Origin of the sequence: Bacteroides sp. DH3716P (assembly GCF_025914115.1) — a bacterium.
Lineage (GTDB): Bacteria > Bacteroidota > Bacteroidia > Bacteroidales > Bacteroidaceae > Bacteroides > Bacteroides ovatus.
Genome location: NZ_CP083673.1, coordinates 4,570,179 through 4,593,683, shown reverse-complemented (window position 1 = coordinate 4,593,683; position 23,505 = coordinate 4,570,179). Strand labels below are relative to the sequence as shown.

Genomic DNA, 23,505 nt, shown 5'->3' with positions numbered 1-23,505 from the left:
CCTGACAGATGGGAAAAGGCTAATGACTAAAAAGGGATCATTAGCCTTTTTATTTTAATACACTATATAGAATCGCGGAGACGCTTACCACAGCCCTTCACTTTCTTCACCAAATACACATTGCCCAATCTCGTATGCTGTCGACTGATACCCGTTGCAGTCAGAATCTGCGCCAATTGGATAGGAGTACAATTACGAAGTACAGCCGGAAACCTCTTTTTCAATTCTTGATGAATGATAGCGGCGGAGAGTGACAGACAATCCGGTTCATCCAACATGGCAGGCGCGTATATGTTGCACACAATGTCTTCTATGGGGTTGACATGATAGTATGCGCTATTATGACGTTGCAAAGCATGTTCTTCCTCCTTGTTGAACCAGTGACGGGCACCTGCAAGCAATTCCTCTTTCAGTTGGGCGTAGATTTGTGAATGTTCAATTCCGGTACAGTCAATATCATGCTCCGCTTCAATGCAGATGAATCTGCGGCTGCCTGTCGGATCGCACAGTAAGTCAGTCCGGTTACTTGTTCCGATGAAAGAGGCGATACGAGGCAGCGACCGGAAATTTTTCTGATAGGCTTTGCAGATGTTGAGGCTGGACATTTGCATCAGATTTTTAAGTAACGGCATCTTTTGTGCTCCGAATTTATCAAATTCGTCCATGTTTAGTAACCCCATCTCGGCTAGGAGACGTTCGGGATTGCCTTGTGCGGTTAGTTTCAGATTATCCGAATAATAACGGGCTAGTTGTGGCGGCATCAGCATACGGCAGAAAGTGGATTTATGGCGTCCCTGTTCTTCGCTGATAAGTATCGGGGCTACGCTGTTTGCTTGTGTTTGATTCACTCCCAGCCATTGGGCGGCAAGTCCGAGCATCCAGGTGTGAAAGCTTTTTATCCATATAGGAGTGTCGGATACTCGCTTCGCCAAGGGCTTCAACCGATCCGTTCCGTCCCAGGCAGGTAGTTCGTTCATATAAAGCCGGAAAGGGTGGTAGCTTTCCACTAGGGTAGAGTAAATGTATCTTTGAAGGTCCTTGTCCCAGCAGTTGATTCCTTCTTTGTGGGCTTCCAGGCAGAAAGTATTCAGTTCTCGCTTGTCTATGCGGCAGAAAGGAATTTCTCGTTGCCCGGAGGGGCGAAATTCGGTTTCTTCGGTGAGTAAGTTGTAGCGGAAGTCATATCGTACTTTCAAAAAGTCAATCACTTGTCGTGTTAGAAGGACGGGGTGTTTATGTACTTCTTGTTTATATGCTTCCTGTTCATCTATTTCTTGCATTTTCGGTACGTTCTTTGAAGTGTTCGGTGAAACGATGACGTTTGACGATTCTTTCATCAATGCTTGTATTCTTTTTGCCAAACGTTTCGAGTTATATTCTAATGTCTTCATATTTTTCTTGTTTTTTAAATGAATAAATGTTGTTTTTTCGACCGGTTGATGCTGCTAAGGTATAACATGAAATATGGGGTTTGCAAGTATTTAACTAAGAAAATATTTATTTTCTTCTGAAACGAAAAACAAGCTTTCCTATGCTGATATATCGTTACTTTGTCGTATCTTTAGTGCTTGTTTAGGAAAAGCCGACTGGAGTTGTCCGGTTGGCTGACAATAGTTGACTGAACAGCCGATTCCAATCGTCCGAATAGCCGATTAAAGTTGTCCTATGATGAAGTTACACATTTAAATTGATAAGAAGTAATGGCTATTGTGTTTGATTGGTATGAAAATCCTAATGCTTCTTCGGAAGAAGAAGCGGCGTTGCATCCGCGTATCTTTATGAATGGAAAAGTGGATACGGATACTCTTTGTTACAAGATTCATGACTACAGTTCGTTGACTGTGGGCGATGTAAAGAATGTGCTTGATAACTTATCGAAGATTCTCGGCGAGTCGTTGCGAGAGGGAAAAGAAGTACATATCGAGGGGATCGGCTATTTTTATCCCACTTTGGCTGCTACGGGGAAAGTGACTCGTAGCACTCCGCATAAGACTAATAAGGTGGCTTTCAAAACTGTCCGATTTCGCCCTGACAGTAATCTGAAAGGACATTTTGTGGGTGTCCGCGCCAATCAGTCCAAGTATGTCCGTCATTCGGAGAAGGTGTCAGAGGTGGAGATTGATATGCTGTTGAAAGAATATTTTGCCGAACATCAGATGATGACCCGCCGTGATTTTCAGGAAGTGTGTGGTTTGGCACGTACTACGGCCAAAACGCATTTGGTACGTTTGCGTGGAGAAGGAAAGCTGGTGAATATCGGTTTGCGCAATCAGCCGATGTATGTGCCTGCTCCCGGTTATTATGGCGTATCCAGAGATGCGGCACATCCTTCACGGTAGTGACTGTGAAGGATGTGAAAGAGGTATTTTCACTCAACGAATCACGTAAAAAGACTGATAAATTGAGACTTATCTCAATGTGAAGAGAATGAACAAAGGGCACAAAAAAAGAGCGAATCATTCCGCTCCACCTTTAAAGAATCCCCATAAATGGGATTCTTCTTTTTCTTCATCTTTCATTTACTCTTTACCTGAAAACGTCTTTTTCCTAATACCTAATCAAAACAATCTTTTTCCTAAAAACTAATCTTAAAATCTAATACCTTAGTTTTATAAACTAATACCTTTTAATTATTACCTTTTTCTAATACCTAAAATATAAGTAGTTTCACGACTACACTGCAAAGGTATAGCTGTTTGCGAAAACAACAAAAGCCACTATACAAAAAAACACATTCAGGCTTGTTTTTTTGACTTATGTCAAGACGTAGGGTAGATTTTGAGTGTAAACCTCAAGTTTATTCCCACAGCAATCCGTATTTTCAACAAATCTTTCCTTTTACTCTCTAGTTGCACTCATAATTGAGCAAGCACATAACTAACAAAAAGAAAGCAAAACAGGGGATTGAAAAGACAAACTATTGCCATTCCATCCAAAAATATACAATCACAAAAGCCAATAAGCGGTCTATTTTCGAACAATCTGCATATTTCTAACCCGAAATTACGGCGTTTTTTTCAGTTAAGCCGGATTCCTCCTCGGATTTTCAGAAGCAAAAACAGCTTGAAGATACAAGTCTCACAACTTTTCTGTAACTTTGCAGCGTTTGATAATAAATAAGATAGGAATGGATTTTAAGTACGACGTAATTGTAATTGGTGCCGGACATGCTGGTTGTGAAGCAGCGGCAGCCGCTGCTAATTTAGGTTCCAAAACTTGTCTCATCACTATGGACATGAACAAGATTGGACAGATGAGTTGCAATCCGGCTGTAGGAGGAATCGCCAAAGGACAAATTGTACGTGAAATAGATGCATTGGGTGGACAGATGGGATTAGTGACAGATGAGACTGCCATTCAATTCCGAATTCTAAACCGCTCGAAAGGTCCAGCCATGTGGAGCCCCCGCGCCCAATGCGACCGGGCTAAGTTCATTTGGTCCTGGCGAGAGAAACTGGAAAATACACCCAACCTTCATATCTGGCAAGATACCGTATGTGAACTGCTCGTAGAAAACGGTGAGGTCACTGGATTGGGCACCGCATGGGGCGTCACCTTCAAAGCGAAATGCATTGTGCTCACCGCAGGAACTTTCCTCAACGGACTGATGCATGTAGGACGTCATAAATTGCCGGGAGGAAGAATGGCCGAGCCGGCTTCTTATCAGCTGACCGAATCCATCGCCCGTCACGGTATCTCTTACGGAAGGATGAAAACCGGTACTCCGGTACGAATCGACGCGCGTAGTGTTCATTTTGACCAGATGGAAACACAAGACGGTGAATCGGACTTCCACAAGTTCTCATTCATGAATACTAGCACGCACCACTTAAAGCAACTTCAATGCTGGACATGCTACACCAATGAAGAAGTACACCGGATTCTGCGTGAAGGTTTGCCGGATTCTCCCCTGTTCAACGGACAGATTCAAAGTATCGGGCCACGCTATTGTCCGAGCATCGAAACTAAGATTGTCACTTTCCCGGATAAAGATCAGCACCAGTTATTTCTCGAACCGGAAGGAGAAACGACACAAGAGTTATATCTTAACGGATTCTCTTCTTCGCTTCCGATGGAAATACAAATTGCAGCACTGAAACAAATCCCGGCTTTCAAAGATCTGGTTATCTACCGCCCGGGATACGCTATCGAATATGACTATTTCGATCCGACTCAATTAAAACATACGTTGGAATCGAAAATTATCAAAAACTTGTTCTTTGCCGGACAAGTAAACGGAACCACCGGATACGAAGAAGCAGGAGGACAAGGATTGATAGCCGGTATCAATGCACACATTAACTGCCACGGCGGAGAAGCATTTACTTTGGCTCGCGATGAAGCATATATTGGCGTATTAATCGACGATTTGGTTACCAAAGGTGTGGATGAACCTTACCGTATGTTTACCTCGCGTGCGGAATACCGCATTCTGCTTCGCATGGATGATGCCGATATGCGCTTAACAGAGAAAGCGTTTAAGCTTGGGTTGGCAAAAGAAGATCGATATCAGTTAGTAAGAGGCAAGAAAGAAGCCGTGGAACAAATCATTTCTTTCGCGCGCAACTATTCGATGAAACCGGCACTAATCAACGACGCTCTCGAAAAGATAGGGACAACGTCCCTACGTCAAGGTTGTAAGTTGATAGAGATTCTGAACCGCCCGCAAGTGACAATAGAAAATATAGCAGAATATGTTCCGGCGTTTCAACGCGAACTGGAAAAAGCGACGAGTTCGGATCAAGACCGGAAAGAAGAGATTCTCGAAGCTGCCGAAATCCTAATCAAGTATCAAGGATATATTGATAGAGAGAGAATGATAGCTGAAAAACTAGCACGATTGGAGAGTATTAAGATTAAAGGAAAATTTGACTATTCCACCATTCAATCCCTTTCCACCGAAGCTCGGCAAAAGCTGGCAAAGATAAATCCGGAAACAATCGCGCAAGCGAGCAGAATTCCGGGAGTCTCTCCTAGCGACATCAACGTACTGCTGGTGCTTTCGGGACGATAAGCGGCAACGTTTCACGTGAAACAAAGCATTTAAAGAAACGATATAATTCAATGATTATGAGCAAAGAAACACTAATCAAAAGCATTCGGGAAGTACCCGATTTTCCGATTCCCGGAATCCTGTTCTACGACGTCACTACTCTATTCAAAGATCCATGGTGCTTGCAGGAATTATCCAATATCATGTTCGATATGTATAAGGATAAAGGAATCACCAAAGTGGTGGGTATAGAATCAAGAGGCTTTATTATGGGACCGATTCTGGCAACCCGTCTGAACGCCGGTTTTATTCCAATCCGCAAGCCGGGCAAACTCCCAGCAGAAACGATTGAAGAAAGCTACGATAAGGAGTATGGCAAAGACACGGTGCAAATTCACAAAGATGCACTGGACGAAAACGACGTAATTCTACTACATGATGATTTGCTGGCAACAGGAGGCACCATGAAAGCAGCTTGCGAATTGGTGAAAAGACTAAAGCCTAAAAAGGTATATGTAAACTTCATCATCGAATTGAAAGAACTGAATGGAAAATCTTTGTTCGGAGATGACGTAGAAGTAGAATCGGTATTGTCTTTATAAAGGATTTGCCTCTATTTGCAGAGAATGTGTCAAAAGTAAGCAGCTAGCGATCTTTCGTACCTAACAATTATGAATACAGAACCAGAAAGCAGAGCCAATGAATATTTGAAAGGGATTGTAGCCAACCTTCCCGAGAAACCGGGTATTTACCAATACTTGAACACGGAGGGCACAATTATATACGTTGGAAAGGCTAAAAATCTAAAGAAAAGAGTCTACTCCTACTTCAGCAAAGAGCATGAACCGGGAAAGACACGAGTGCTGGTCAGCAAAATCGCCGATATTCGTTATATTGTAGTCAACACGGAAGAAGATGCGTTATTGCTGGAGAATAATCTGATAAAGAAATATAAGCCGCGCTACAACGTTCTATTAAAGGATGACAAGACATACCCTTCTATTTGCGTACAAAACGAGTATTTTCCCAGAGTTTTCAGAACAAGGAAGATTATCAGGAACGGTTCTTCGTATTATGGACCGTATAGTCACATACCATCCATGTATGCAGTACTGGATCTGATAAAGCATTTATATCCTTTGCGAACTTGCAGTTTAAACCTAACTCCGGAGAATATACGGGCTGGTAAGTTTAACGTATGCCTGGAATATCATATAAAGAACTGCGCAGGACCATGCATCGGGCTACAATCACAGGAGGATTATCTCAAAAACATTGATGAAATCAAAGAGATCCTGAAAGGAAACACACAAGAAATCAGCCGTATGCTACTGGAAAGGATGCAGACATTAGCCGGTGAGATGAAGTTTGAAGAAGCACAGAAGGTGAAAGAGAAATATCTTCTGATAGAAAACTACCGTTCCAAATCGGAGGTAGTAAGCGCTGTATTGCACAACATAGATGTATTTTCTATTGAAGAGGACGAGTCCAATTCCGCTTTCATCAACTATCTGCATATTACAAACGGCGCCATTAACCAGGCGTTTACATTCGAATATAAAAAGAAGCTGAATGAATCAAAAGAGGAGCTTTTGACACTGGGTATTATCGAAATGCGGGAACGCTATAAGAGTCAATCCAGAGAGATTATAGTGCCTTTTGAACTTGATTTGGAGCTAAACAACATCGTATTTACCGTTCCACAGCGGGGAGATAAAAAGAAATTGCTGGATCTTTCGATTCTAAACGTGAAGCAATACAAAGCCGACCGTCTAAAACAGGCGGAAAAGCTGAATCCGGAGCAAAGAAGTATGCGATTAATGAAAGAGATACAGCAAGAGCTGCATCTGGACAGACCGCCTTTGCAAATTGAATGCTTTGACAACTCAAACATACAGGGTTCTGATGCCGTGGCCGCTTGCGTTGTCTTTAAAAAGGCTAAACCCTCAAAGAAGGATTATCGGAAATACAATATAAAGACGGTTGTAGGACCTGACGACTATGCATCCATGAAAGAGGTCGTCAGAAGACGTTATCAGCGCGCTATTGAAGAAAACGCCCCTCTGCCCGACCTGATTATCACCGATGGTGGAAAAGGCCAAATGGAGGTCGTTAGAGAGGTGATTGAAGATGAGCTGAACTTAACAATCCTGATTGCCGGACTGGCAAAGGACAATCGCCATCGCACATCGGAACTGCTTTTTGGATTTCCTCCGCAGACTATCGGTATCAAACAGCAAAGCCCGTTATTCCGTTTGCTGACACAGATTCAGGATGAAGTGCACCGCTTTGCCATCAGTTTCCATCGTGATAAACGCAGCAAACGGCAGGTAGCATCGGCATTAGACAATATCAAAGGGATTGGAGAAAAGACAAAAACAGCGCTTCTGAAAGAATTTAAGAGCGTAAAACGGATCAAAGAAGCCTCTTTTGAGGAGATTGCCGCTGTGATTGGAGAAGCGAAAGCCAAGACTGTAAAAGAAGGTTTGAATAACGAACAACAATAAGGAAATACGTCAGCCAAGGCGGCACCCAAGATAGCGAATTGACAACAAATAATAACGAATAGTCCTATTGACTACGGAGCGAATTCACAATATTTTCCCACCAACACACCGTTTTCTCTTCTGAATTTTGTAAATTTGCCTTTCCTAATCATGAAATAGAATAAATAACAATGAGAATAGTCATACAACGGGTAAGCCATGCGTCAGTAACCATTGAAGGACACTGTAAGTCGTCCATTGGGAAAGGGATGCTGATATTAGTCGGTATTGAAGAAGCAGACGGGCAGGAAGATATCGACTGGCTCTGCAAGAAGATTGTAAATCTACGTATCTTCGATGATGAGAATGGCGTAATGAACAAATCTATCTTAGAAGATGGAGGTGAGATTCTGGTTATCAGCCAGTTCACGCTACACGCTTCTACCAAGAAAGGAAATCGCCCCTCCTATATCAAAGCTGCCAAGCCGGATGTCTCTATCCCACTCTACGAACAATTCTGCAAAGATTTAAGCGGTGCATTGGGAAAAGAAATAGGCACAGGCATCTTTGGGGCAGACATGAAAGTTGAACTTTTAAACGACGGTCCCGTTACTATATGCATGGATACAAAAAACAAAGAATAATAACCAACCATCAACAATTATGACTCTGGAAGAAGCACAGAAACAAGTGGACCAATGGGTGAAAACATACGGCGTCCGCTACTTCAGCGAGTTGACCAATATGGCAGTTCTGACGGAAGAAGTAGGAGAACTGGCGCGTGTCATGGCCCGCAAATATGGAGATCAATCCTTTAAAGAGGGAGAGAAAGATAATATAGATGAAGAGATAGCAGACGTTTTATGGGTGCTTCTCTGCATTGCCAACCAGACAGGTGTAGACATAACCACTGCTTTCCAGAAAAGCATGGATAAGAAAACGAAACGAGATAATAAAAGACATATCAACAACCCAAAACTGAAAGATCATGGAAAAGAATAACTCACAGCCCAACAAGTACAATGCCGCATTGGCAAAGTATAATACCAATCTGAGCGATGCAGATATTCAAGCTCGCGTAGCTGAATTGATTGAGAAAAAAGTGCCGGAAAACAACACGGAAGACGTTAAGAAGTTCCTGTTCAACTGTATTGATCTAACTACTTTGAATAGTACAGACAGTGACAAAAGTGTGATGCACTTTACCGAAAAAGTCAATCAGTTTGACGACGAATATCCTGATCTTAAAAATGTTGCAGCAATCTGTGTATACCCCAATTTTGCAGCCATCGTTAAGAATACGCTGGAGGTAGACGGAGTCAATATAGCCTGTGTATCAGGAGGTTTTCCCTCTTCACAGACATTCATTGAAGTAAAAGTGGCAGAAACAGCATTAGCAATCGCAGAAGGTGCAGATGAAATAGATATTGTCATTTCCATCGGCAAATTCCTAAGCGGAGACTACGAAGGAATGTGTGAAGAAATACAGGAATTAAAGGAAGTTTGCAAGGAACGCCACCTCAAAGTGATCCTCGAAACTGGTGCACTAAAGAGCGCTTCCAACATCAAGAAAGCCTCTATCCTATCCATGTATTCGGGCGCAGATTTCATCAAGACTTCCACTGGTAAGCAACAGCCTGCCGCTACTCCGGAAGCCGCTTACGTGATGTGTGAAGCCATCAAAGAATACCACCAGAAGACCGGAATCAAGATTGGATTCAAACCGGCAGGTGGCATCAATACCGTTAATGATGCGATTATTTACTACACAATTGTAAAAGAGCTATTGGGTGAAGAATGGCTGGATAATCAACTGTTCCGCCTGGGAACCAGCCGCTTAGCCAACCTCCTTCTTTCTGACATCAAAGGGGAAGAAATCAAGTTCTTCTAAGCTAAAGGCTACATTAGCAATCAAATACGCCTTACCGCGCGATTCCCGTACTCCGGGAACCGACGCGGTATTTTTTATTTAAGAAAATCTAAAGATAGTTACAGGAGAATTCAGAAAAATACTTATCTTTGTAAAAGGTTTAGCGATGAAAATACAGCTAATTAGTTATATTAGAGAACGTTTCATTTATTACCAATTCCTGGAATTCGGCAAAATTCAAAGTTATGAATGGTAATAAGCAAACGGGTCTCACGCACCTTCATGTATATACTTTTGTTATATATCGAATGGAGCGTGGGACTGTTGCTTGTATACTCATAACGGCTTGCCGAAGCCTCAGGAAAATACATGGCAACAGTTCTCACGCTTTTCATGAACCTTTGGAGGTATATTAGGATGGACGCATATACAAGAACCTTAAGATTCAATCACAACCCTCTGAACCTCATCCTCGGAGCAGAGAAAAAGAAGGGGCTACGCATCGGTTATATGGAAGCCGGACTGCAAGGCTTCTATCTCAACTCCATGGAGACCGGAATCCATCCGCAAAAGCTATCCAAACTGCTAACAGAGGAGTTTCACTGCACCGATAATGAGTCCGCCACCGGACTATTCCAGTTCCTTATCAACGAAGGCGACAGAGTCTCCTACCAGATTATGCTCCCCTATTTACTCTCTACAGAGAACATCAACGAGTTCGAAAACATCATTCAAAAGCGTTTTTTCGGAGTGGAACGCTTTATCCGTCAAGGAAAGAATCTATACAAATTTGTGAAATATACAGAGGAAAGAAGGGACCCTATTATATGGATAAATGACTTGGAAAAAGGCATTATCGGATGGGATATGGGACTGCTTGTGAGCCTGGCGCGCGCCTCCCAAGCATGTGGTCACATCACCAAAGAGAAAGCCTGGGACTACATAGAGCAAGCCGCCAAATTATGTTCTTTAGATCTTCATACAGCAGAAGAAATAGACAAGAGTTTCCTTTTAGGAAAAGCGATGAAATCGGAAAAGATAGAAGATTGGGACCGGTTATTATTGTGCTATTCACTTCTGGCAAAATACCGGAAGTAACTATTTTTCGCGGTCTACTACGTAATCCAGATAAGCCCGGAGAGCTGCACAGATATCAGAATCCGGCAAAGAAGCCAATAGATTAAAAGCTTTTTGCTTATAGACATTCATAGTCTGAACCGCATATTCAATACCTCCGTTTTCTTTAATAAACGAAATCAAATGAGCTATTTCATCAAGAGTAGCCGTACCCTCCTTTACTTTGATTGCAATTTCTTGCGCTTCCTCGTTTTTCGTCGTATTCAGCACATACAAAGCAGGTAATGTCAGTTTACCTTCAAGCATATCATTACCCGTAGGTTTACCAATCTCCTTATTATCAAAGTAATCGAAAATATCATCCTTTATCTGGAAACAGATCCCAATATATTCGCCCAGCAAACGGGCAAGTTCAGCTTCCCCCTCACCCACACCTACCGAGAAAGCGGCAGCCTTTGTGCAGGCAGCAAAAAGAGCAGCAGTTTTCTTGCGGATTACATCAAAATAGACTTCCTCGGAAAAACTGTGATTACTTACATTTGAAAGCTGAAGCAACTCACCGTCAGCAAGATCCTGTCCAAGAGTGGACACAAGCTGAATAATACGATGACTGTTTGTCAGTTCGGCGTGTACGAGGCTGGTTGCCAATAAATAGTCACCCGTCAGCACCGCTACTTTATTATTAAAGATAGCATTTACCGAGAGCTGTCCACGACGTTCGGAACTTTCATCCACTACGTCATCATGTACCAGGCTGGCCGTATGAAGGAGTTCCAGTGAAACAGCCGCATGAAGAGTGGAAGGACATATAGCTCCATAAAGACGTGCCACGAGTAAAACAAGAATAGGCCGCATCATCTTACCATTCCTCTGCCGTATGTGAGATACGACGCTATCGAGCAATGCATTTGAACTGGAGAGAGAACTATCAAAAAGTTCTTTGAAGTCGCCCAGTTCCGCTTCAATCGGAGTTCTGATAAGTGAGATACTGTCCATTTATTACACAATTTGAGCACAAAAGTAATAATAAAACGCTTAATACCGTATTTTTTTGTACTTTTACCATGAAAAATTAATTAAATCTATGGATTCAGGTAATAAATTATTTCTTTTAGACGCTTATGCATTGATATATCGGGCGTATTACGCCTTTATTAAGAACCCAAGAATCAATTCCAAAGGATTCAACACTTCAGCCATACTGGGTTTTGTGAACACCCTCGAAGAAGTATTGAAAAAAGAGAATCCCACTCATATAGGAGTAGCCTTCGACCCCGCAGGTCCCACCTTCCGCCACGAGGCTTTTGAACAATATAAAGCACAACGCGAAGAAACTCCAGAAGCAATTCGTCTTTCCGTACCTATTATAAAGGATATTATACGCGCCTACCGCATCCCCATTCTGGAAGTGGCAGGCTACGAAGCCGATGATGTGATAGGTACGCTCGCTACCGAAGCCGGTCGCCAGGGTATCACTACCTATATGATGACTCCCGACAAAGATTACGGGCAGCTGGTAAGTGACAAAGTATTTATGTATCGCCCCAAACACACAGGAGGTTTCGAAGTGATGGGAGTGGAGGAAGTGAAAGCCAAGTTTGACATTCAGTCTCCGACACAGGTGATCGATATGCTCGGACTGATGGGCGACTCTTCAGATAACATTCCCGGATGTCCGGGAGTAGGAGAAAAGACTGCTCAAAAACTGGTCTCCGAATTCGGAAGCATCGAGAACCTATTGGAACATACCGACCAACTGAAAGGAGCATTGAAAACAAAAGTGGAAACCAATCGGGAAATGATTACGTTCTCGAAATTTCTCGCCACCATTAAAATCGATGTCCCTATCCAACTTGAGATGGATGCTCTTGTCCGCGAAGAAGCAGACGAGAATTCACTCCGCAGCATTTTCGAGGAATTGGAATTTAGAACACTCATCGACCGGGTGCTCAAAAAAGATATTTCCGGAAACGGAATAACCTCTGCCACCGGAAGCAAAGTTGCTACTGGAAAAAGTGCCCCCTCTCCTCTTCCACTTTTTCCCGAAGAAGGAGGCGGAATGCAAGGCGATTTATTTGCGAATTTCACGCCCGATGAACCGGGTGAAGCAAAAAAATCGAACCTAGAGACGTTAGAATCGCTCACTTATAGCTATCAACTTATTGATACAGAGGAGAAAAGGCAGGAAATTATTCAAAAGTTACTTACATCGAAAATTCTCTCGTTAGATACGGAAACCACCGGAACCGAACCAATGGATGCCGAATTAGTCGGAATGAGCTTTTCGATTGCAGAGAATGAAGCTTTTTATGTTCCCGTACCATCGGACCAAGACGAAGCGTTAAAAATCGTAAATGAGTTCCGTCCGGTCTTCGAAAATGAGAATTCGTTAAAAGTCGGACAAAATATCAAGTACGACATGATTGTTCTTCAAAATTATGGCTCAACAGTAAAAGGTCCACTTTTCGATACGATGATCGCTCATTATGTTCTTCAACCGGAACTTCGTCATGGCATGGATTATCTTGCGGAAATTTACCTGCACTATCAGACTATCCACATTGACGAACTGATAGGTCCCAAAGGAAAGAATCAGAAGAACATGCGCGATCTCGACCCGAAAGATGTATATCTATATGCCTGCGAAGATGCAGACGTAACTCTGAAACTGAAAAATGTATTGGAGAAAGAACTGAAAGAAAATGACGCAGAACGTTTGTTCTATGATATAGAAATGCCGCTAGTTCCCGTATTGGTTAATATAGAACGGAACGGGGTATTGCTGGATACGGAAGCATTGAAGCAGTCGTCCGCCCATTTCACCGCCCAGATGGAGCAAATCGAAAAAGAGATTTACGAATTGGCCGGTGAGACTTTCAATATCGCTTCGCCCAAGCAAGTCGGTGAGGTACTATTTGACAAACTGAAAATCGTAGAGAAGGCAAAAAAGACTAAGACCGGCCAGTACGTCACCTCGGAAGAAGTGCTCGAAAGCCTCCGGCACAAACATCCGGTAGTAGAAAAGATTCTGGAACATCGCGGACTGAAAAAGCTATTGGGCACGTATATCGACGCACTCCCCCAGCTCATCAATCCACGTACAGGAAAGGTACACACCTCTTTCAACCAGACTGTAACCGCTACAGGACGCCTTAGTTCAAGCAATCCGAATTTACAAAATATCCCTATCCGCGACGAGAACGGAAAAGAAATCCGCAAGGCTTTCATCCCCGATGAAGGCTGCCTCTTCTTCTCTGCCGACTATTCGCAAATTGAGTTGCGCATCATGGCACACCTTAGCGAGGATAAGAATATGATTGATGCTTTCCTTAGCAATCACGATATTCATGCGGCCACTGCTGCCAAAATTTATAAGACCGACCTGAAAGACGTAGGTTCCGACATGCGCCGTAAAGCTAAGACTGCCAATTTCGGTATCATCTATGGCATATCCGTATTTGGTCTTGCCGAACGAATGAATGTAGACCGCAAAGAAGCCAAAGAGTTAATCGACGGTTACTTTGAAACTTATCCGGGAGTAAAAGCATATATGGATAAAAGTATCCAGGTGGCCCAGGAAAAAGGCTATGTGGAAACAATCTTCCACCGGAAACGCTTCTTGCCGGACATCAATTCCCGGAATGCCGTTGTACGCGGATATGCCGAACGAAATGCCATCAACGCCCCTATCCAGGGAAGTGCGGCAGATATTATAAAAGTAGCAATGGCACGTATCTATCAACGGTTTCAGGCCGAAGGAATACAAGCCAAAATGATCCTGCAAGTACATGACGAATTAAATTTCAGCGTTCCTGTCAATGAAAAAGAGCGTGTAGAAGAAATCGTCATCGAAGAAATGGAGAAAGCATACCGCATGCACGTCCCCTTGAAAGCAGATTGCGGATGGGGCAGAAACTGGCTTGAGGCACATTAAACCATCAAGTGAATAAAGACTACCTCAATAAGGAATTGCTATCTTTTAGACACTAATTACACAAGGAGACTCCACCTTATCAGGGACCTCCGCTTACAAAATGGAGGCAAGTCTGGGTAATAACATTATTTAACTCTGTATCCAGAAAGCTAGAAAAAAGATTCCTTTTTCGACGAAGTGATTCATTCTATATCCGGCAGATTGACTGCCGGATATTTTTTTGTCACCAATATTGGCAAAAAGCTAGTTATCACCCACCTTCACTCTTGACATTTTGACAATCTTTTATCTTCAAAAATGCATAAATACCAAATTAACATGTAGATTTGCAGCGTAAAATCAATGCATTTGGTAGACAAATGAAAGTATAACCCAAAAACTTAAATAGCCATGAAAGCAAAAGTATCTTTAAAAATGTTCGTTTTATCTGCAGCTCTTCTTGTTGTATCGCTTGCTACTTCTGCACGTAGCTACGATAATCAATTGATTTATAATCCAATCGAAGAGAATGGCATGACAGTGGGACAAACCGTTTACAAAATGGACGGAAATACACTTGCCAACTACATGAAGTACAACTACAAGTACGATGACAACAAACGTATGATTGAAAGCGAGGCCTTGAAATGGAACAATAGCAAGAACGCATGGGAAAAAGACCTACGCATCAATTATACTTATGAAGGCAAGACCGTTACTACGAATTATTATAAATGGAACGCTAAAAAACAAGCCTACGTACTGGTACCCGAAATGACCGTTACGATGGATAATACAAATATGTAACATAAACTCTCTCTCATTCTAATATTCTAACAAAAAGATACGCCGCTTCTGCTGAAGAAGTGGCGTATTTCAATCTATGAGGTCCACATTACAAAACAAAGAAACGCTCTTGTAGTTCTTTTAGATAACTTCGGGAAATAATCAGATCGTTCTTATCATGAAAAGGCGGATAAAGTTGACAGCATTTACCATCAATCATTGCCAGATAATTAACATTTACAATAGCAGATTGGCTAATCTGTACAAAAGCTTGTGAATAACTGATAATATCTTCTGCTTTTGTATTTCGCTTCAAATTCAGACAAGTTTGATTAAACAAGACCACCTGCCATTGACGTTTGTCTTTCAGATATTCAAAAAAGCCGATTTCTTCCAGTCGCAAGAGTTTGAAGCCTGTCACTGTACTAATCATAAACATGCCTTGCTGGGGCATCAATGCACTGATAGAAGAAGCAAAAGAAGGCAAAAGAGGAAGCGAAGTAGAGGTCATAGCCTTCCGGTAACGGTCCATAATTACTTTCAGGTCTTCTGCTTCAAAAGGCTTCAGCAGGAAGTCGAAAGCCGACTCACGCAACGCCTGAAGCAAGTATTTGTCATAAGAGGTGTAAAACACAACCTTCATATCCCACAAAATATCCTCCCTGATTTCACTTAATAGATTGAGTCCCAACGTATCCGGAAGTTCCACATCAAGAAACAATAAGTCCGGATGCAACTCCATAATCATCTTTTTACCTTTTGCACCATTCCCTGCGATTCCTTTTACTTCAAATTCACGATAGGGCTCCAACTCTCGGCGCAAAGCATCAATCGCTGTACGTTCATCGTCAACGATGACTACCTTATACTTTTCTTCTGTCTCCATCATAAATCATAAGAAAAACGAAACGGGATATATACCGACACTTCCGTACCGGTTTGTCCATCGCTTCTGTTGGTTATATTAAAACGTATTTTATCACTCTTGTTCTTTGTATTCAGTAATTGAATGGTCTGATACAACACTTTCAATCCTGTACCAGTACCCCGTGTGGCGGAAACTACCTGCGGGAGATACCCGCGTCCGTTGTCGGTAACCGTTATGCGAATCCCATTTGTTTCACGGGAAACATATACCATTAGCTCCTTTTTTCCGTCCTTTCCCGCCAGTCCATGTTTAATAGCATTCTCCACCGGAACTTGCACAATCATAGATGGAATCATGATGCGGGTTGCATCTAAACCGTCCTCCACCGTGATTGTTGCGACAAAATCTTCTCCGACACGTCCACGTTCCAGTTCGATGTATGTACGGACGAAATCCAGTTCGTCTTGCAAAGATACGCTCAATTTCTCGGTAAGTTCGAGGCTACGACGGAGATATTTCACCAGTTCCATCAGATTATGTTTCACCTCTTCCGAGCCGTTAAACTGATTGATCTCACGTCCCAGTACATTAAAAGTAAAATGAGGAGAAATCCGGCTTCTCAAATTCTCCATGCGGACACGGTTGATTTGCTGGAAGAAACGCTGGCGAAGAAACTCCCTCTTTTTACGCATATACCAGACAACTATCACTACCCCTGCCACAAGCAACACGCAGACAAGTACCCAGATAGATACGCTCAACTTGAGCACTCTCATCTCTGCCGCCTGTCGCTGAATCTTCATTTCCTTACGAAGCACTATCGTATCCTGCCGGTAACGCATATCCAATTCGGCAACACGCATCTGTATCCGTTCGCTCCGGATGGAATCGTCCAGATGGCAATCACGTTTCAGGTATTCATAGGCACGGCGGTAATCACCGGTATGCTCAAAATAATGTTGCAGATACTGATTGCGTATAGTCAACATATTGGCGTCAAGATGCCCCACAGGAGCAGTCCGGGCGATCATAGTCTTCGCTTGGGCTATATTACCTTTCTTCAATGCCAGTTCAATCATCTGGGTTTCAATGTAATGAACAGCCGAGTTATGCTGTATATCGGAGAAGAAACGATAACTTTCGTCCAGGCAGATCTGTGCGGAGTCCAGTTTGTCAGTCAGCAAGTACAATTCTCCCAGGTTTACTTTGATAAAGTTCTGTTCAAACACCATCTGCGGATAAGAAGATACGAGTGCATTGGCTCTGCGCATATATTTCAAAGCCTCCTGATAGTTTTTCCGGTAATAATAATGGTTGCCGCGATTGTTGAGATAGGTCCATTGCTCGCTCACGTTCATTTCATCGAAGAACTGCCCGGCCAATTCATAGTAATGATTGGATAAATCGAAATCGCGCAGTTCCATATAAGTCTGCCCCAATCCGTAGTAGACAGGAAATTTCGTGTGCTCGGACAAGTTCAAAGAATCACAGAGAAACAGGGCGCGCCGGTAATACGAAGCAGTGTGCGCCAAGTCACTGCGATGCAGGTAGGCATCAGCTATATTGATACAAATATCCGGAAGCAGGTGTAGTTTTTTTCCTTCCAGGCGATATCCATAGGCTTTCTTATAGTCGATAATTGCAGAATCAGGGCGGTTCAGTTGCATCCATACGTTGCCTTCGATATTATAGACATCGGACAATACATCATTCCATCGTGGAGACTGGAGAGATTCAGAAGATTGGGAAGCATTGCGGGAAAATTCTTTTACCCGGCGGTTGTAATAGAGTATAGAATCAAAATCGGAAGAGACAAAAAATGTTTTCCCGTAAAGGGCGAGCAGACGATAATAAACCAGGGAATCTTGCGTCTGCGTCAGTGCCTCAAGCAGTTGTGAGCGGGAATAATGCACATTGGAAAACAAAGAATCCTGTACACGAACTTCCAGAGAATCAACCAACGCCTGTTCGCATGAAGAGCTATTGCGGTGTCTATCAGCATATCCGCAACTCAACAACATCAACAGCCCCAACAGTCCAAATAGTTTCATAGCAGTCTTCTGATTCATCAGTCCCCTTATTCATGTCATGTTTTGAATGTGACAAAAATACATTATTTATCCTGAATCCCAGCGAATTTTATTATTTTTTTAATACCTTTGTGCCCATATAAATATGAGCAACTGACCTAATGAGTCCACTGAACTTCACCCACATTTTGACACAGGCAGTCGATGAGCTATCGGAAAGCGAATCTTATAAAGGACTGTTTCATCAGCACAAAGATGGCGAACCACTGCCCTCTGCAAAAGTCTTGTATGAAATTATTGAGCTTTCACGCTCCATTCTTTTCCCCGGATATTACGGAAATTCTACTATTAACAGCCGGACCATCAATTATCACATCGGTGTAAACATTGAAAAATTGTTTGATTTACTTTGTGAGCAAATCCTGGCCGGATTATGTTTTAGCACTTCCATAGAGGGGAAATGCAACGTCTGCTCCGACTCCAAACGAGAAGAAGCTGCACGTCTTGCTGCTAAATTCATCAGTAAGTTACCCGCCATGAGGAGGATACTGGCAACGGATGTGGAAGCCGCCTACAACGGTGACCCGGCTGCCGAAAGCTATGGAGAGGTCATATTCTGTTATCCGGCCATTAAAGCGATCAGCAATTACCGTATCGCGCATGAATTGCTGGAACTGGGTGTTCCTCTGATTCCCCGTATCATCACGGAGATGGCGCATAGCGAAACGGGAATTGATATCCATCCGGCCGCAAAGATTGGCACTCACTTCACCATCGACCATGGTACGGGTGTCGTAATCGGTGCCACGAGTATCATCGGAAACAACGTCAAACTATATCAGGGTGTCACGCTGGGAGCCAAGAGTTTCCCGCTGGATGCCGACGGAAAACCTATCAAGGGAATCCCCCGCCATCCGATCCTGGAAGACAATGTAATTGTTTATTCCAACGCCACTATTCTGGGAAGAATCACCATCGGGCGTGATGCAACCGTAGGCGGTAATATCTGGGTAACGGAAAACGTGCCCGCAGGAGCAAGAATCGTACAAACTAAAGCAAAAAAATAAAATCAAAAGAATCTATATGAGCGAACAATTCGAGATGATAGCCAAGACTTTCCAGGGACTGGAAGAGATACTTGCAGAAGAACTGACAGCATTAGGAGCCAACGACATTCAAATAGGACGTCGTATGGTTTCATTTACAGGAGATAAACGTATGATGTACAAGGCTAATTTCTGTCTACGTACCGCCATCCGTATCCTGAAACCCATTAAGAACTTTACGGCCAAAGATGCTGACGAGGTTTACAATCAAATACAGGCTATTCCATGGGAAGAATATCTCGATGTGAACAAAACATTTGCTATCGATGCAGTAGTATTCAGTGAGGAGTTCCGCCATTCGAAATTCGTTTCGTACAAGGTGAAAGATGCGATTGTGGACTACTTCCGCGAGAAAACGGGTAAACGTCCGTCGGTACGCATCAACAACCCGGATGTACTTCTGAACATTCATATTGCACAGACTACCTGTACCTTGTCGTTGGACTCGTCCGGAGAATCACTTCACCGTCGCGGTTATCGCCAGGAAGCGGTAGAAGCTCCGTTGAATGAGGTATTGGCTGCCGGCATGATTTTAATGACCGGATGGCGTGGAGAATGTGATCTGATCGATCCGATGTGTGGTTCGGGTACTATCCCTGTAGAAGCCGCACTGATTGCTAAGAATATCGCTCCGGGAGTATTCCGTAAAGGGTTTGCTTTCGAAAAATGGGTGGATTTCGATGCGGATATGTTTGATGAGATTTACAATGACGACAGTCAGGAGCGTGAGTTTACTCATAAGATTTATGGGTATGACAACAATCCGAAAGCGAATGAGATTGCGACTCACAATATAAAAGCTGCCGGTGTATCGAAAGATATCGTGCTAAAATTGCAACCGTTCCAGCAGTTCGAACAGCCGAAAGAGAAATCAATCATCATCACCAATCCTCCTTATGGGGAACGTATCTCTACGAATGATTTGCTCGGTCTTTACCAGATGATCGGCGAACGTCTGAAACATGCATTTGTAGGAAACGAAGCATGGGTGCTTTCTTATCGGGAAGAGTGTTTCGACCAGATTGGCTTGAAGGCAAGCCAGAAGGTTCCTTTGTTCAATGGACCGTTGGAGTGTGAATTCCGCAAATATGAGATTTTTGACGGAAAATATAAAGAGTTCAAGAGCCAGGAAGAGGGCGAAGAGAAGAAAGAGGGTGAAGGAGAACAAGCTCCAAGATTCAGAGAAAGAAAAGAATTTAAGCCACGCCGCGAAGGTGAGTTCAAGCCGCGTCGGGACGGCGAATCCAGACCTCGCAGAGAGGGAGAATACAAGCCACGCAGAGAAGGTGGCGACTTCAAAGGTGGCGATGAAAGAGATAGAAAACCACGGGGAGAATTCCGCGGAGGAAGAGATTCAAGAGGACCAAGAGAATTTAGGGGAAACCGGGAGCCGAGGATTCCGAAGAAGGAAGAGGAATAAACGGTTATAATCCCAACAACTTATTCACCCTGTAATTCACTAGTTAATAATTAATTAAAAACTTGAAGTTCCAAATTGGAACTTCAAGTTTACATCATAGTTCTAATGTTCAGTCACAAATTGGAACCTGTCTAAACAAAAAATGGATGATATAGCTATTATAGAAAACAAAATATACGAAATCAGAGGGCAAAAAGTTATGCTTGACTTTGATTTGGCAGAAATGTATGGAGTTGAAACTAAACGCCTCAAGGAACAAGTACGTCGTAATATTGAACGCTTTCCTGCTGAATTCATGTTCGAGCTAACAAAAGAAGAAGTTGCAATTTCAAGGTCGCAAATTGCGACCTTGAAAACAGGACAAGGATATAACATCAAATATCTTCCGTTTGCATTTACTGAATATGGTATAGTTATGTTATCCAGCGTCCTCAAGTCCAAGACCGCTGTGGAAGTAAATATCAATATTATCCGTGCTTTTGTACGTATGCGCCAATATCTTCTATCCAATATACCTAAAAAGGAGTTGGAAGAATTAAAACAACGCATCGAATATCTCGAAGAAGATATTACTTCTGATAGGGAAAGTTACGAAAAACAATTTGACGACCTATTTAATGCCTTTGCTAAAATAAGTGCAATTATCCAATCAAGACAGACTCCTTTGGACAGAGTAAAAATAGAAGGATTTAAAAACAAATAATAAAGAAAAGAGCAATGAGTAAAATTGGAAAAAGAGCCATTCTGTTATTGTTGGCACTACCAATCGGATTCAATGTTATGGCACAAGAAACCAAAAAACCGACGCTGGAAGAACTGATTCCGGGCGGCGAGAGTTACCGCTATGCAGAAAACCTGTACGGGCTGCAATGGTGGGGCGACGAATGTATCAAGCCAGGAGTAGATACCCTTTATTCAATTCAACCCAAAACCGGGAAAGAAACAATGGTTATCACTCGCGAGCAAATCAACAAAGTGCTTGAAGAAAACAAAGCAGGAAAATTATCACACCTGTATTCCGTCCGTTTTCTATGGACAGACAAGGCACAAATGCTATTCACGATAGCAGGAAAGTTCATTGTATATGATTTCAAGAACAATCAGGTTATCAGCACTTTCAAACCAAAGGACGGGGCAAATAATGAAGACTATTGCGCAGCCAGTGGAAATGTGGCTTACACGATAGATAACAATCTATATGTGAATGAGAAAGCAGTAACCAATGAACCCGAAGGCATCGTTTGCGGACAAACAGTGCACCGCAATGAATTCGGTATCAACAAAGGAACTTTCTGGAGTCCGAAAGGCAACCTGCTCGCTTTCTACCGTATGGATGAAAGCATGGTGACACAATACCCGCTTGTAGACATCACTGCACGTGTAGGCGAAGTAAATAACGTACGCTATCCGATGGCAGGAATGACGAGCCATCAGGTAAAAGTAGGCATTTACAACCCTGCTACCGGTAAAAGCATTTATCTGAATGCAGGCGATCCGACAGACCGTTATTTCACTAACATCAGCTGGGCACCGGATGAAAAGAGCCTCTACCTGATCGAAGTAAACCGCGACCAGAATCATGCCAAACTCTGCCAGTACAACGCAGAGACAGGAGAACCCATGGGAGTTCTCTATGAAGAAATGCATCCTAAATACGTTGAACCGCAAAACCCCATCGTATTTTTGCCGTGGGACCCTACCAAGTTCATCTATCAAAGTCAGCGTGACGGCTACAATCACCTTTATCTCTTTGAGACAAATGCAGCAAACATGAAAGGTGAAACCTATAATAGTGCCAACGGCGGTAGTTATTTCCAGGCCGGTAAAGTAAAACAGCTAACCAAAGGCAACTGGCTGGTCAGCGAAATCCTAGGATTCAACACAAAGCGTAAAGAGGTCATCTTCACTGCCGTAGAAGGCTTGAGAAGCGGCCATTTTGCAGTAAACGTAAGTAATGGAAAGATAAGCGAGCCGTTTGAGAACTGCAAGGAAAGCGAACATAGCGGAACACTTAGCGCCTCTGGTACATACCTTATCGACCGTTATTCCACCAAAGACCAACCCCGCGTCATCAACCTGGTAGACACCAAAAACTTCAAAGAAACAGCCAACTTGCTGACAGCCGAAAATCCTTACGACGGATACCAGATGCCAAGCATCGAAACCGGAACAATCAAAGCGGCAGACGGCACTACCGACCTGCATTACCGCCTGATGAAGCCGGCAAACTTCGATCCGGCTAAGAAATATCCCGTAATCGTATATGTCTACGGAGGCCCTCACGCGCAATGCGTCACCGGAGGATGGCAGAACGGCGCACGCGGATGGGACACATACATGGCAAGCAAAGGCTATATCATGTTCACCATCGACAATCGCGGTAGCAGCAACCGCGGACTAACATTTGAAAATGCCACCTTCCGCCGTCTCGGTATCGAAGAAGGCAAAGATCAGGTGAAAGGCGTTGAATTCCTGAAATCCCTCCCCTACGTAGACAGCGAGCGCATCGGCGTACATGGATGGAGCTTTGGAGGTCACATGACTACCGCCCTGATGCTCCGTTACCCGGAGATATTCAAAGTAGGCGTTGCCGGAGGTCCGGTAATCGACTGGGGTTATTATGAAGTGATGTACGGCGAACGCTATATGGACACACCGGAAAGCAATCCGGAAGGCTACAAAGAATGTAACCTGAAGAATCTTGCCGGTCAACTGGAAGGTCACCTGTTGATTATTCACGACGATCATGACGATACCTGCGTGCCACAGCACACCCTCTCGTTTATGAAAGCCTGTGTAGATGCCCGCACTTATCCCGACCTGTTTATCTACCCGTGCCACAAGCACAACGTAGCAGGCCGTGACCGTGTACATCTGCACGAGAAAATCACCCGGTACTTTGAGCAGAATTTATAAAACCTGTGAAGTCCACCGCATCTATACAAATCATATATAA

Annotated in this window: 18 protein-coding genes; 14 read left to right on the top strand and 4 right to left on the bottom strand. The window is 43.2% G+C overall.

The features are described 5' to 3' along the window. Positions 1–62: 62 nt before the first annotated feature. Positions 63–1,391 carry a VapE domain-containing protein gene (locus KQP79_RS17200; protein ID WP_061447891.1) on the bottom strand — a complete coding sequence of 443 codons (1,329 nt, stop codon included), beginning with the start codon at positions 1,389–1,391 and terminating at the stop codon, positions 63–65. 309 nt (positions 1,392–1,700) lie between these two features. On the opposite strand from KQP79_RS17200, the gene KQP79_RS17195 reads away from it, so the two are divergent. The 8 genes from KQP79_RS17195 to KQP79_RS17160 all read left to right on the top strand — a co-directional run bounded on the left by KQP79_RS17195 (position 1,701) and on the right by KQP79_RS17160 (position 10,447). Further along, positions 1,701–2,339, top strand: a complete 639-nt coding sequence (locus KQP79_RS17195) for an HU family DNA-binding protein (RefSeq protein ID WP_004298017.1) — start codon at positions 1,701–1,703, stop codon at positions 2,337–2,339. Between the two features lie 788 nt (positions 2,340–3,127). Then, on the top strand, positions 3,128–5,014 hold the full coding sequence (gene mnmG / locus KQP79_RS17190; RefSeq protein WP_061447892.1) for a tRNA uridine-5-carboxymethylaminomethyl(34) synthesis enzyme MnmG: 1,887 nt from the start codon (positions 3,128–3,130) through the stop codon (positions 5,012–5,014). A gap of 50 nt (positions 5,015–5,064) precedes the next feature. Then, positions 5,065–5,595, top strand: coding sequence for an adenine phosphoribosyltransferase (locus KQP79_RS17185; RefSeq protein ID WP_004296718.1), 531 nt, complete (start codon positions 5,065–5,067; stop codon positions 5,593–5,595). A gap of 69 nt (positions 5,596–5,664) precedes the next feature. Then, the gene (gene uvrC, locus KQP79_RS17180; protein WP_061447893.1) at positions 5,665–7,500 is read left to right on the top strand and encodes an excinuclease ABC subunit UvrC; all 1,836 of its coding nucleotides are present in this window, start codon (positions 5,665–5,667) and stop codon (positions 7,498–7,500) included. 170 nt (positions 7,501–7,670) lie between these two features. Next, positions 7,671–8,123 (top strand): D-aminoacyl-tRNA deacylase, encoded by a 453-nt coding sequence (gene dtd / locus KQP79_RS17175; RefSeq protein ID WP_008023798.1) that lies wholly within the window; start codon positions 7,671–7,673, stop codon positions 8,121–8,123. Between the two features lie 19 nt (positions 8,124–8,142). Next, the gene (locus KQP79_RS17170) at positions 8,143–8,481 is read left to right on the top strand and encodes a nucleotide pyrophosphohydrolase (RefSeq protein ID WP_061447894.1); all 339 of its coding nucleotides are present in this window, start codon (positions 8,143–8,145) and stop codon (positions 8,479–8,481) included. Continuing rightward, a complete protein-coding gene (gene deoC, locus KQP79_RS17165; protein ID WP_061447895.1) occupies positions 8,468–9,370 on the top strand; it encodes a deoxyribose-phosphate aldolase in 903 nt (300 codons plus the stop codon). Before KQP79_RS17170 ends, deoC begins: the two co-directional genes overlap by 14 nt. A gap of 396 nt (positions 9,371–9,766) precedes the next feature. Further along, positions 9,767–10,447: a DUF1266 domain-containing protein gene (locus tag KQP79_RS17160; protein WP_008023795.1), complete on the top strand. Its 681-nt coding sequence runs from the start codon at positions 9,767–9,769 to the stop codon at positions 10,445–10,447. Here the strand turns inward: KQP79_RS17160 and KQP79_RS17155 are convergent, their stop codons facing one another. Further along, positions 10,448–11,422, bottom strand: a complete 975-nt coding sequence (locus KQP79_RS17155) for a polyprenyl synthetase family protein (RefSeq protein WP_004296710.1) — start codon at positions 11,420–11,422, stop codon at positions 10,448–10,450. An 88-nt stretch (positions 11,423–11,510) separates the two neighbouring features. Between KQP79_RS17155 and polA the strand changes: the two genes are divergently transcribed. Both polA and KQP79_RS17145 read left to right on the top strand, forming a co-directional pair. Beyond that, on the top strand, positions 11,511–14,360 hold the full coding sequence (polA, locus tag KQP79_RS17150; RefSeq protein WP_061447896.1) for a DNA polymerase I: 2,850 nt from the start codon (positions 11,511–11,513) through the stop codon (positions 14,358–14,360). Positions 14,361–14,750: 390 nt separating this feature from the next. Continuing rightward, the gene (locus KQP79_RS17145; RefSeq protein ID WP_061447897.1) at positions 14,751–15,146 is read left to right on the top strand and encodes a DUF3836 domain-containing protein; all 396 of its coding nucleotides are present in this window, start codon (positions 14,751–14,753) and stop codon (positions 15,144–15,146) included. Positions 15,147–15,234: 88 nt separating this feature from the next. Here the strand turns inward: KQP79_RS17145 and KQP79_RS17140 are convergent, their stop codons facing one another. Continuing rightward, entirely contained in the window at positions 15,235–16,014 is a 780-nt protein-coding gene (locus tag KQP79_RS17140) for a LytR/AlgR family response regulator transcription factor (RefSeq protein ID WP_004296706.1), read from the bottom strand. After that, positions 16,011–18,062, bottom strand: a complete 2,052-nt coding sequence (locus tag KQP79_RS17135; protein ID WP_061447898.1) for a histidine kinase — start codon at positions 18,060–18,062, stop codon at positions 16,011–16,013. The genes KQP79_RS17140 and KQP79_RS17135 overlap by 4 nt, the downstream gene beginning before the upstream one ends. 122 nt (positions 18,063–18,184) lie before the next feature. On the opposite strand from KQP79_RS17135, the gene KQP79_RS17130 reads away from it, so the two are divergent. The 4 genes from KQP79_RS17130 to KQP79_RS17115 all read left to right on the top strand — a co-directional run bounded on the left by KQP79_RS17130 (position 18,185) and on the right by KQP79_RS17115 (position 23,465). Continuing rightward, entirely contained in the window at positions 18,185–19,090 is a 906-nt protein-coding gene (locus KQP79_RS17130) for a serine O-acetyltransferase (RefSeq protein ID WP_004296704.1), read from the top strand. A gap of 16 nt (positions 19,091–19,106) precedes the next feature. Next, entirely contained in the window at positions 19,107–20,549 is a 1,443-nt protein-coding gene (locus KQP79_RS17125; protein WP_004324207.1) for a THUMP domain-containing class I SAM-dependent RNA methyltransferase, read from the top strand. A gap of 142 nt (positions 20,550–20,691) precedes the next feature. Then, the gene (locus KQP79_RS17120; RefSeq protein ID WP_004296702.1) at positions 20,692–21,252 is read left to right on the top strand and encodes an ORF6N domain-containing protein; all 561 of its coding nucleotides are present in this window, start codon (positions 20,692–20,694) and stop codon (positions 21,250–21,252) included. A 14-nt stretch (positions 21,253–21,266) separates the two neighbouring features. Then, positions 21,267–23,465 (top strand): S9 family peptidase, encoded by a 2,199-nt coding sequence (locus KQP79_RS17115; protein ID WP_004307817.1) that lies wholly within the window; start codon positions 21,267–21,269, stop codon positions 23,463–23,465. Positions 23,466–23,505 lie beyond the last annotated feature (40 nt).

Excerpts from the sequence above, each read along its gene's own strand:
- polA (WP_061447896.1), top strand. The coding sequence starts at position 11,511 with ATGGATTCAGGTAATAAATTATTTCTTTTAGACGCTTATGCATTGATA.
- uvrC (WP_061447893.1), top strand. The coding sequence starts at position 5,665 with ATGAATACAGAACCAGAAAGCAGAGCCAATGAATATTTGAAAGGGATT.
- deoC (WP_061447895.1), top strand. The coding sequence starts at position 8,468 with ATGGAAAAGAATAACTCACAGCCCAACAAGTACAATGCCGCATTGGCA.
- KQP79_RS17140 (WP_004296706.1), bottom strand. The coding sequence starts at position 16,014 with ATGATGGAGACAGAAGAAAAGTATAAGGTAGTCATCGTTGACGATGAA.
- dtd (WP_008023798.1), top strand. The coding sequence starts at position 7,671 with ATGAGAATAGTCATACAACGGGTAAGCCATGCGTCAGTAACCATTGAA.
- KQP79_RS17135 (WP_061447898.1), bottom strand. The coding sequence starts at position 18,062 with ATGAATCAGAAGACTGCTATGAAACTATTTGGACTGTTGGGGCTGTTG.
- KQP79_RS17115 (WP_004307817.1), top strand. The coding sequence starts at position 21,267 with ATGAGTAAAATTGGAAAAAGAGCCATTCTGTTATTGTTGGCACTACCA.
- KQP79_RS17125 (WP_004324207.1), top strand. The coding sequence starts at position 19,107 with ATGAGCGAACAATTCGAGATGATAGCCAAGACTTTCCAGGGACTGGAA.
- KQP79_RS17200 (WP_061447891.1), bottom strand. The coding sequence starts at position 1,391 with ATGAAGACATTAGAATATAACTCGAAACGTTTGGCAAAAAGAATACAA.
- mnmG (WP_061447892.1), top strand. The coding sequence starts at position 3,128 with ATGGATTTTAAGTACGACGTAATTGTAATTGGTGCCGGACATGCTGGT.
- KQP79_RS17145 (WP_061447897.1), top strand. The coding sequence starts at position 14,751 with ATGAAAGCAAAAGTATCTTTAAAAATGTTCGTTTTATCTGCAGCTCTT.
- KQP79_RS17130 (WP_004296704.1), top strand. The coding sequence starts at position 18,185 with ATGAGTCCACTGAACTTCACCCACATTTTGACACAGGCAGTCGATGAG.
- KQP79_RS17120 (WP_004296702.1), top strand. The coding sequence starts at position 20,692 with ATGGATGATATAGCTATTATAGAAAACAAAATATACGAAATCAGAGGG.
- KQP79_RS17170 (WP_061447894.1), top strand. The coding sequence starts at position 8,143 with ATGACTCTGGAAGAAGCACAGAAACAAGTGGACCAATGGGTGAAAACA.
- KQP79_RS17160 (WP_008023795.1), top strand. The coding sequence starts at position 9,767 with ATGGACGCATATACAAGAACCTTAAGATTCAATCACAACCCTCTGAAC.
- KQP79_RS17185 (WP_004296718.1), top strand. The coding sequence starts at position 5,065 with ATGATTATGAGCAAAGAAACACTAATCAAAAGCATTCGGGAAGTACCC.
- KQP79_RS17155 (WP_004296710.1), bottom strand. The coding sequence starts at position 11,422 with ATGGACAGTATCTCACTTATCAGAACTCCGATTGAAGCGGAACTGGGC.
- KQP79_RS17195 (WP_004298017.1), top strand. The coding sequence starts at position 1,701 with ATGGCTATTGTGTTTGATTGGTATGAAAATCCTAATGCTTCTTCGGAA.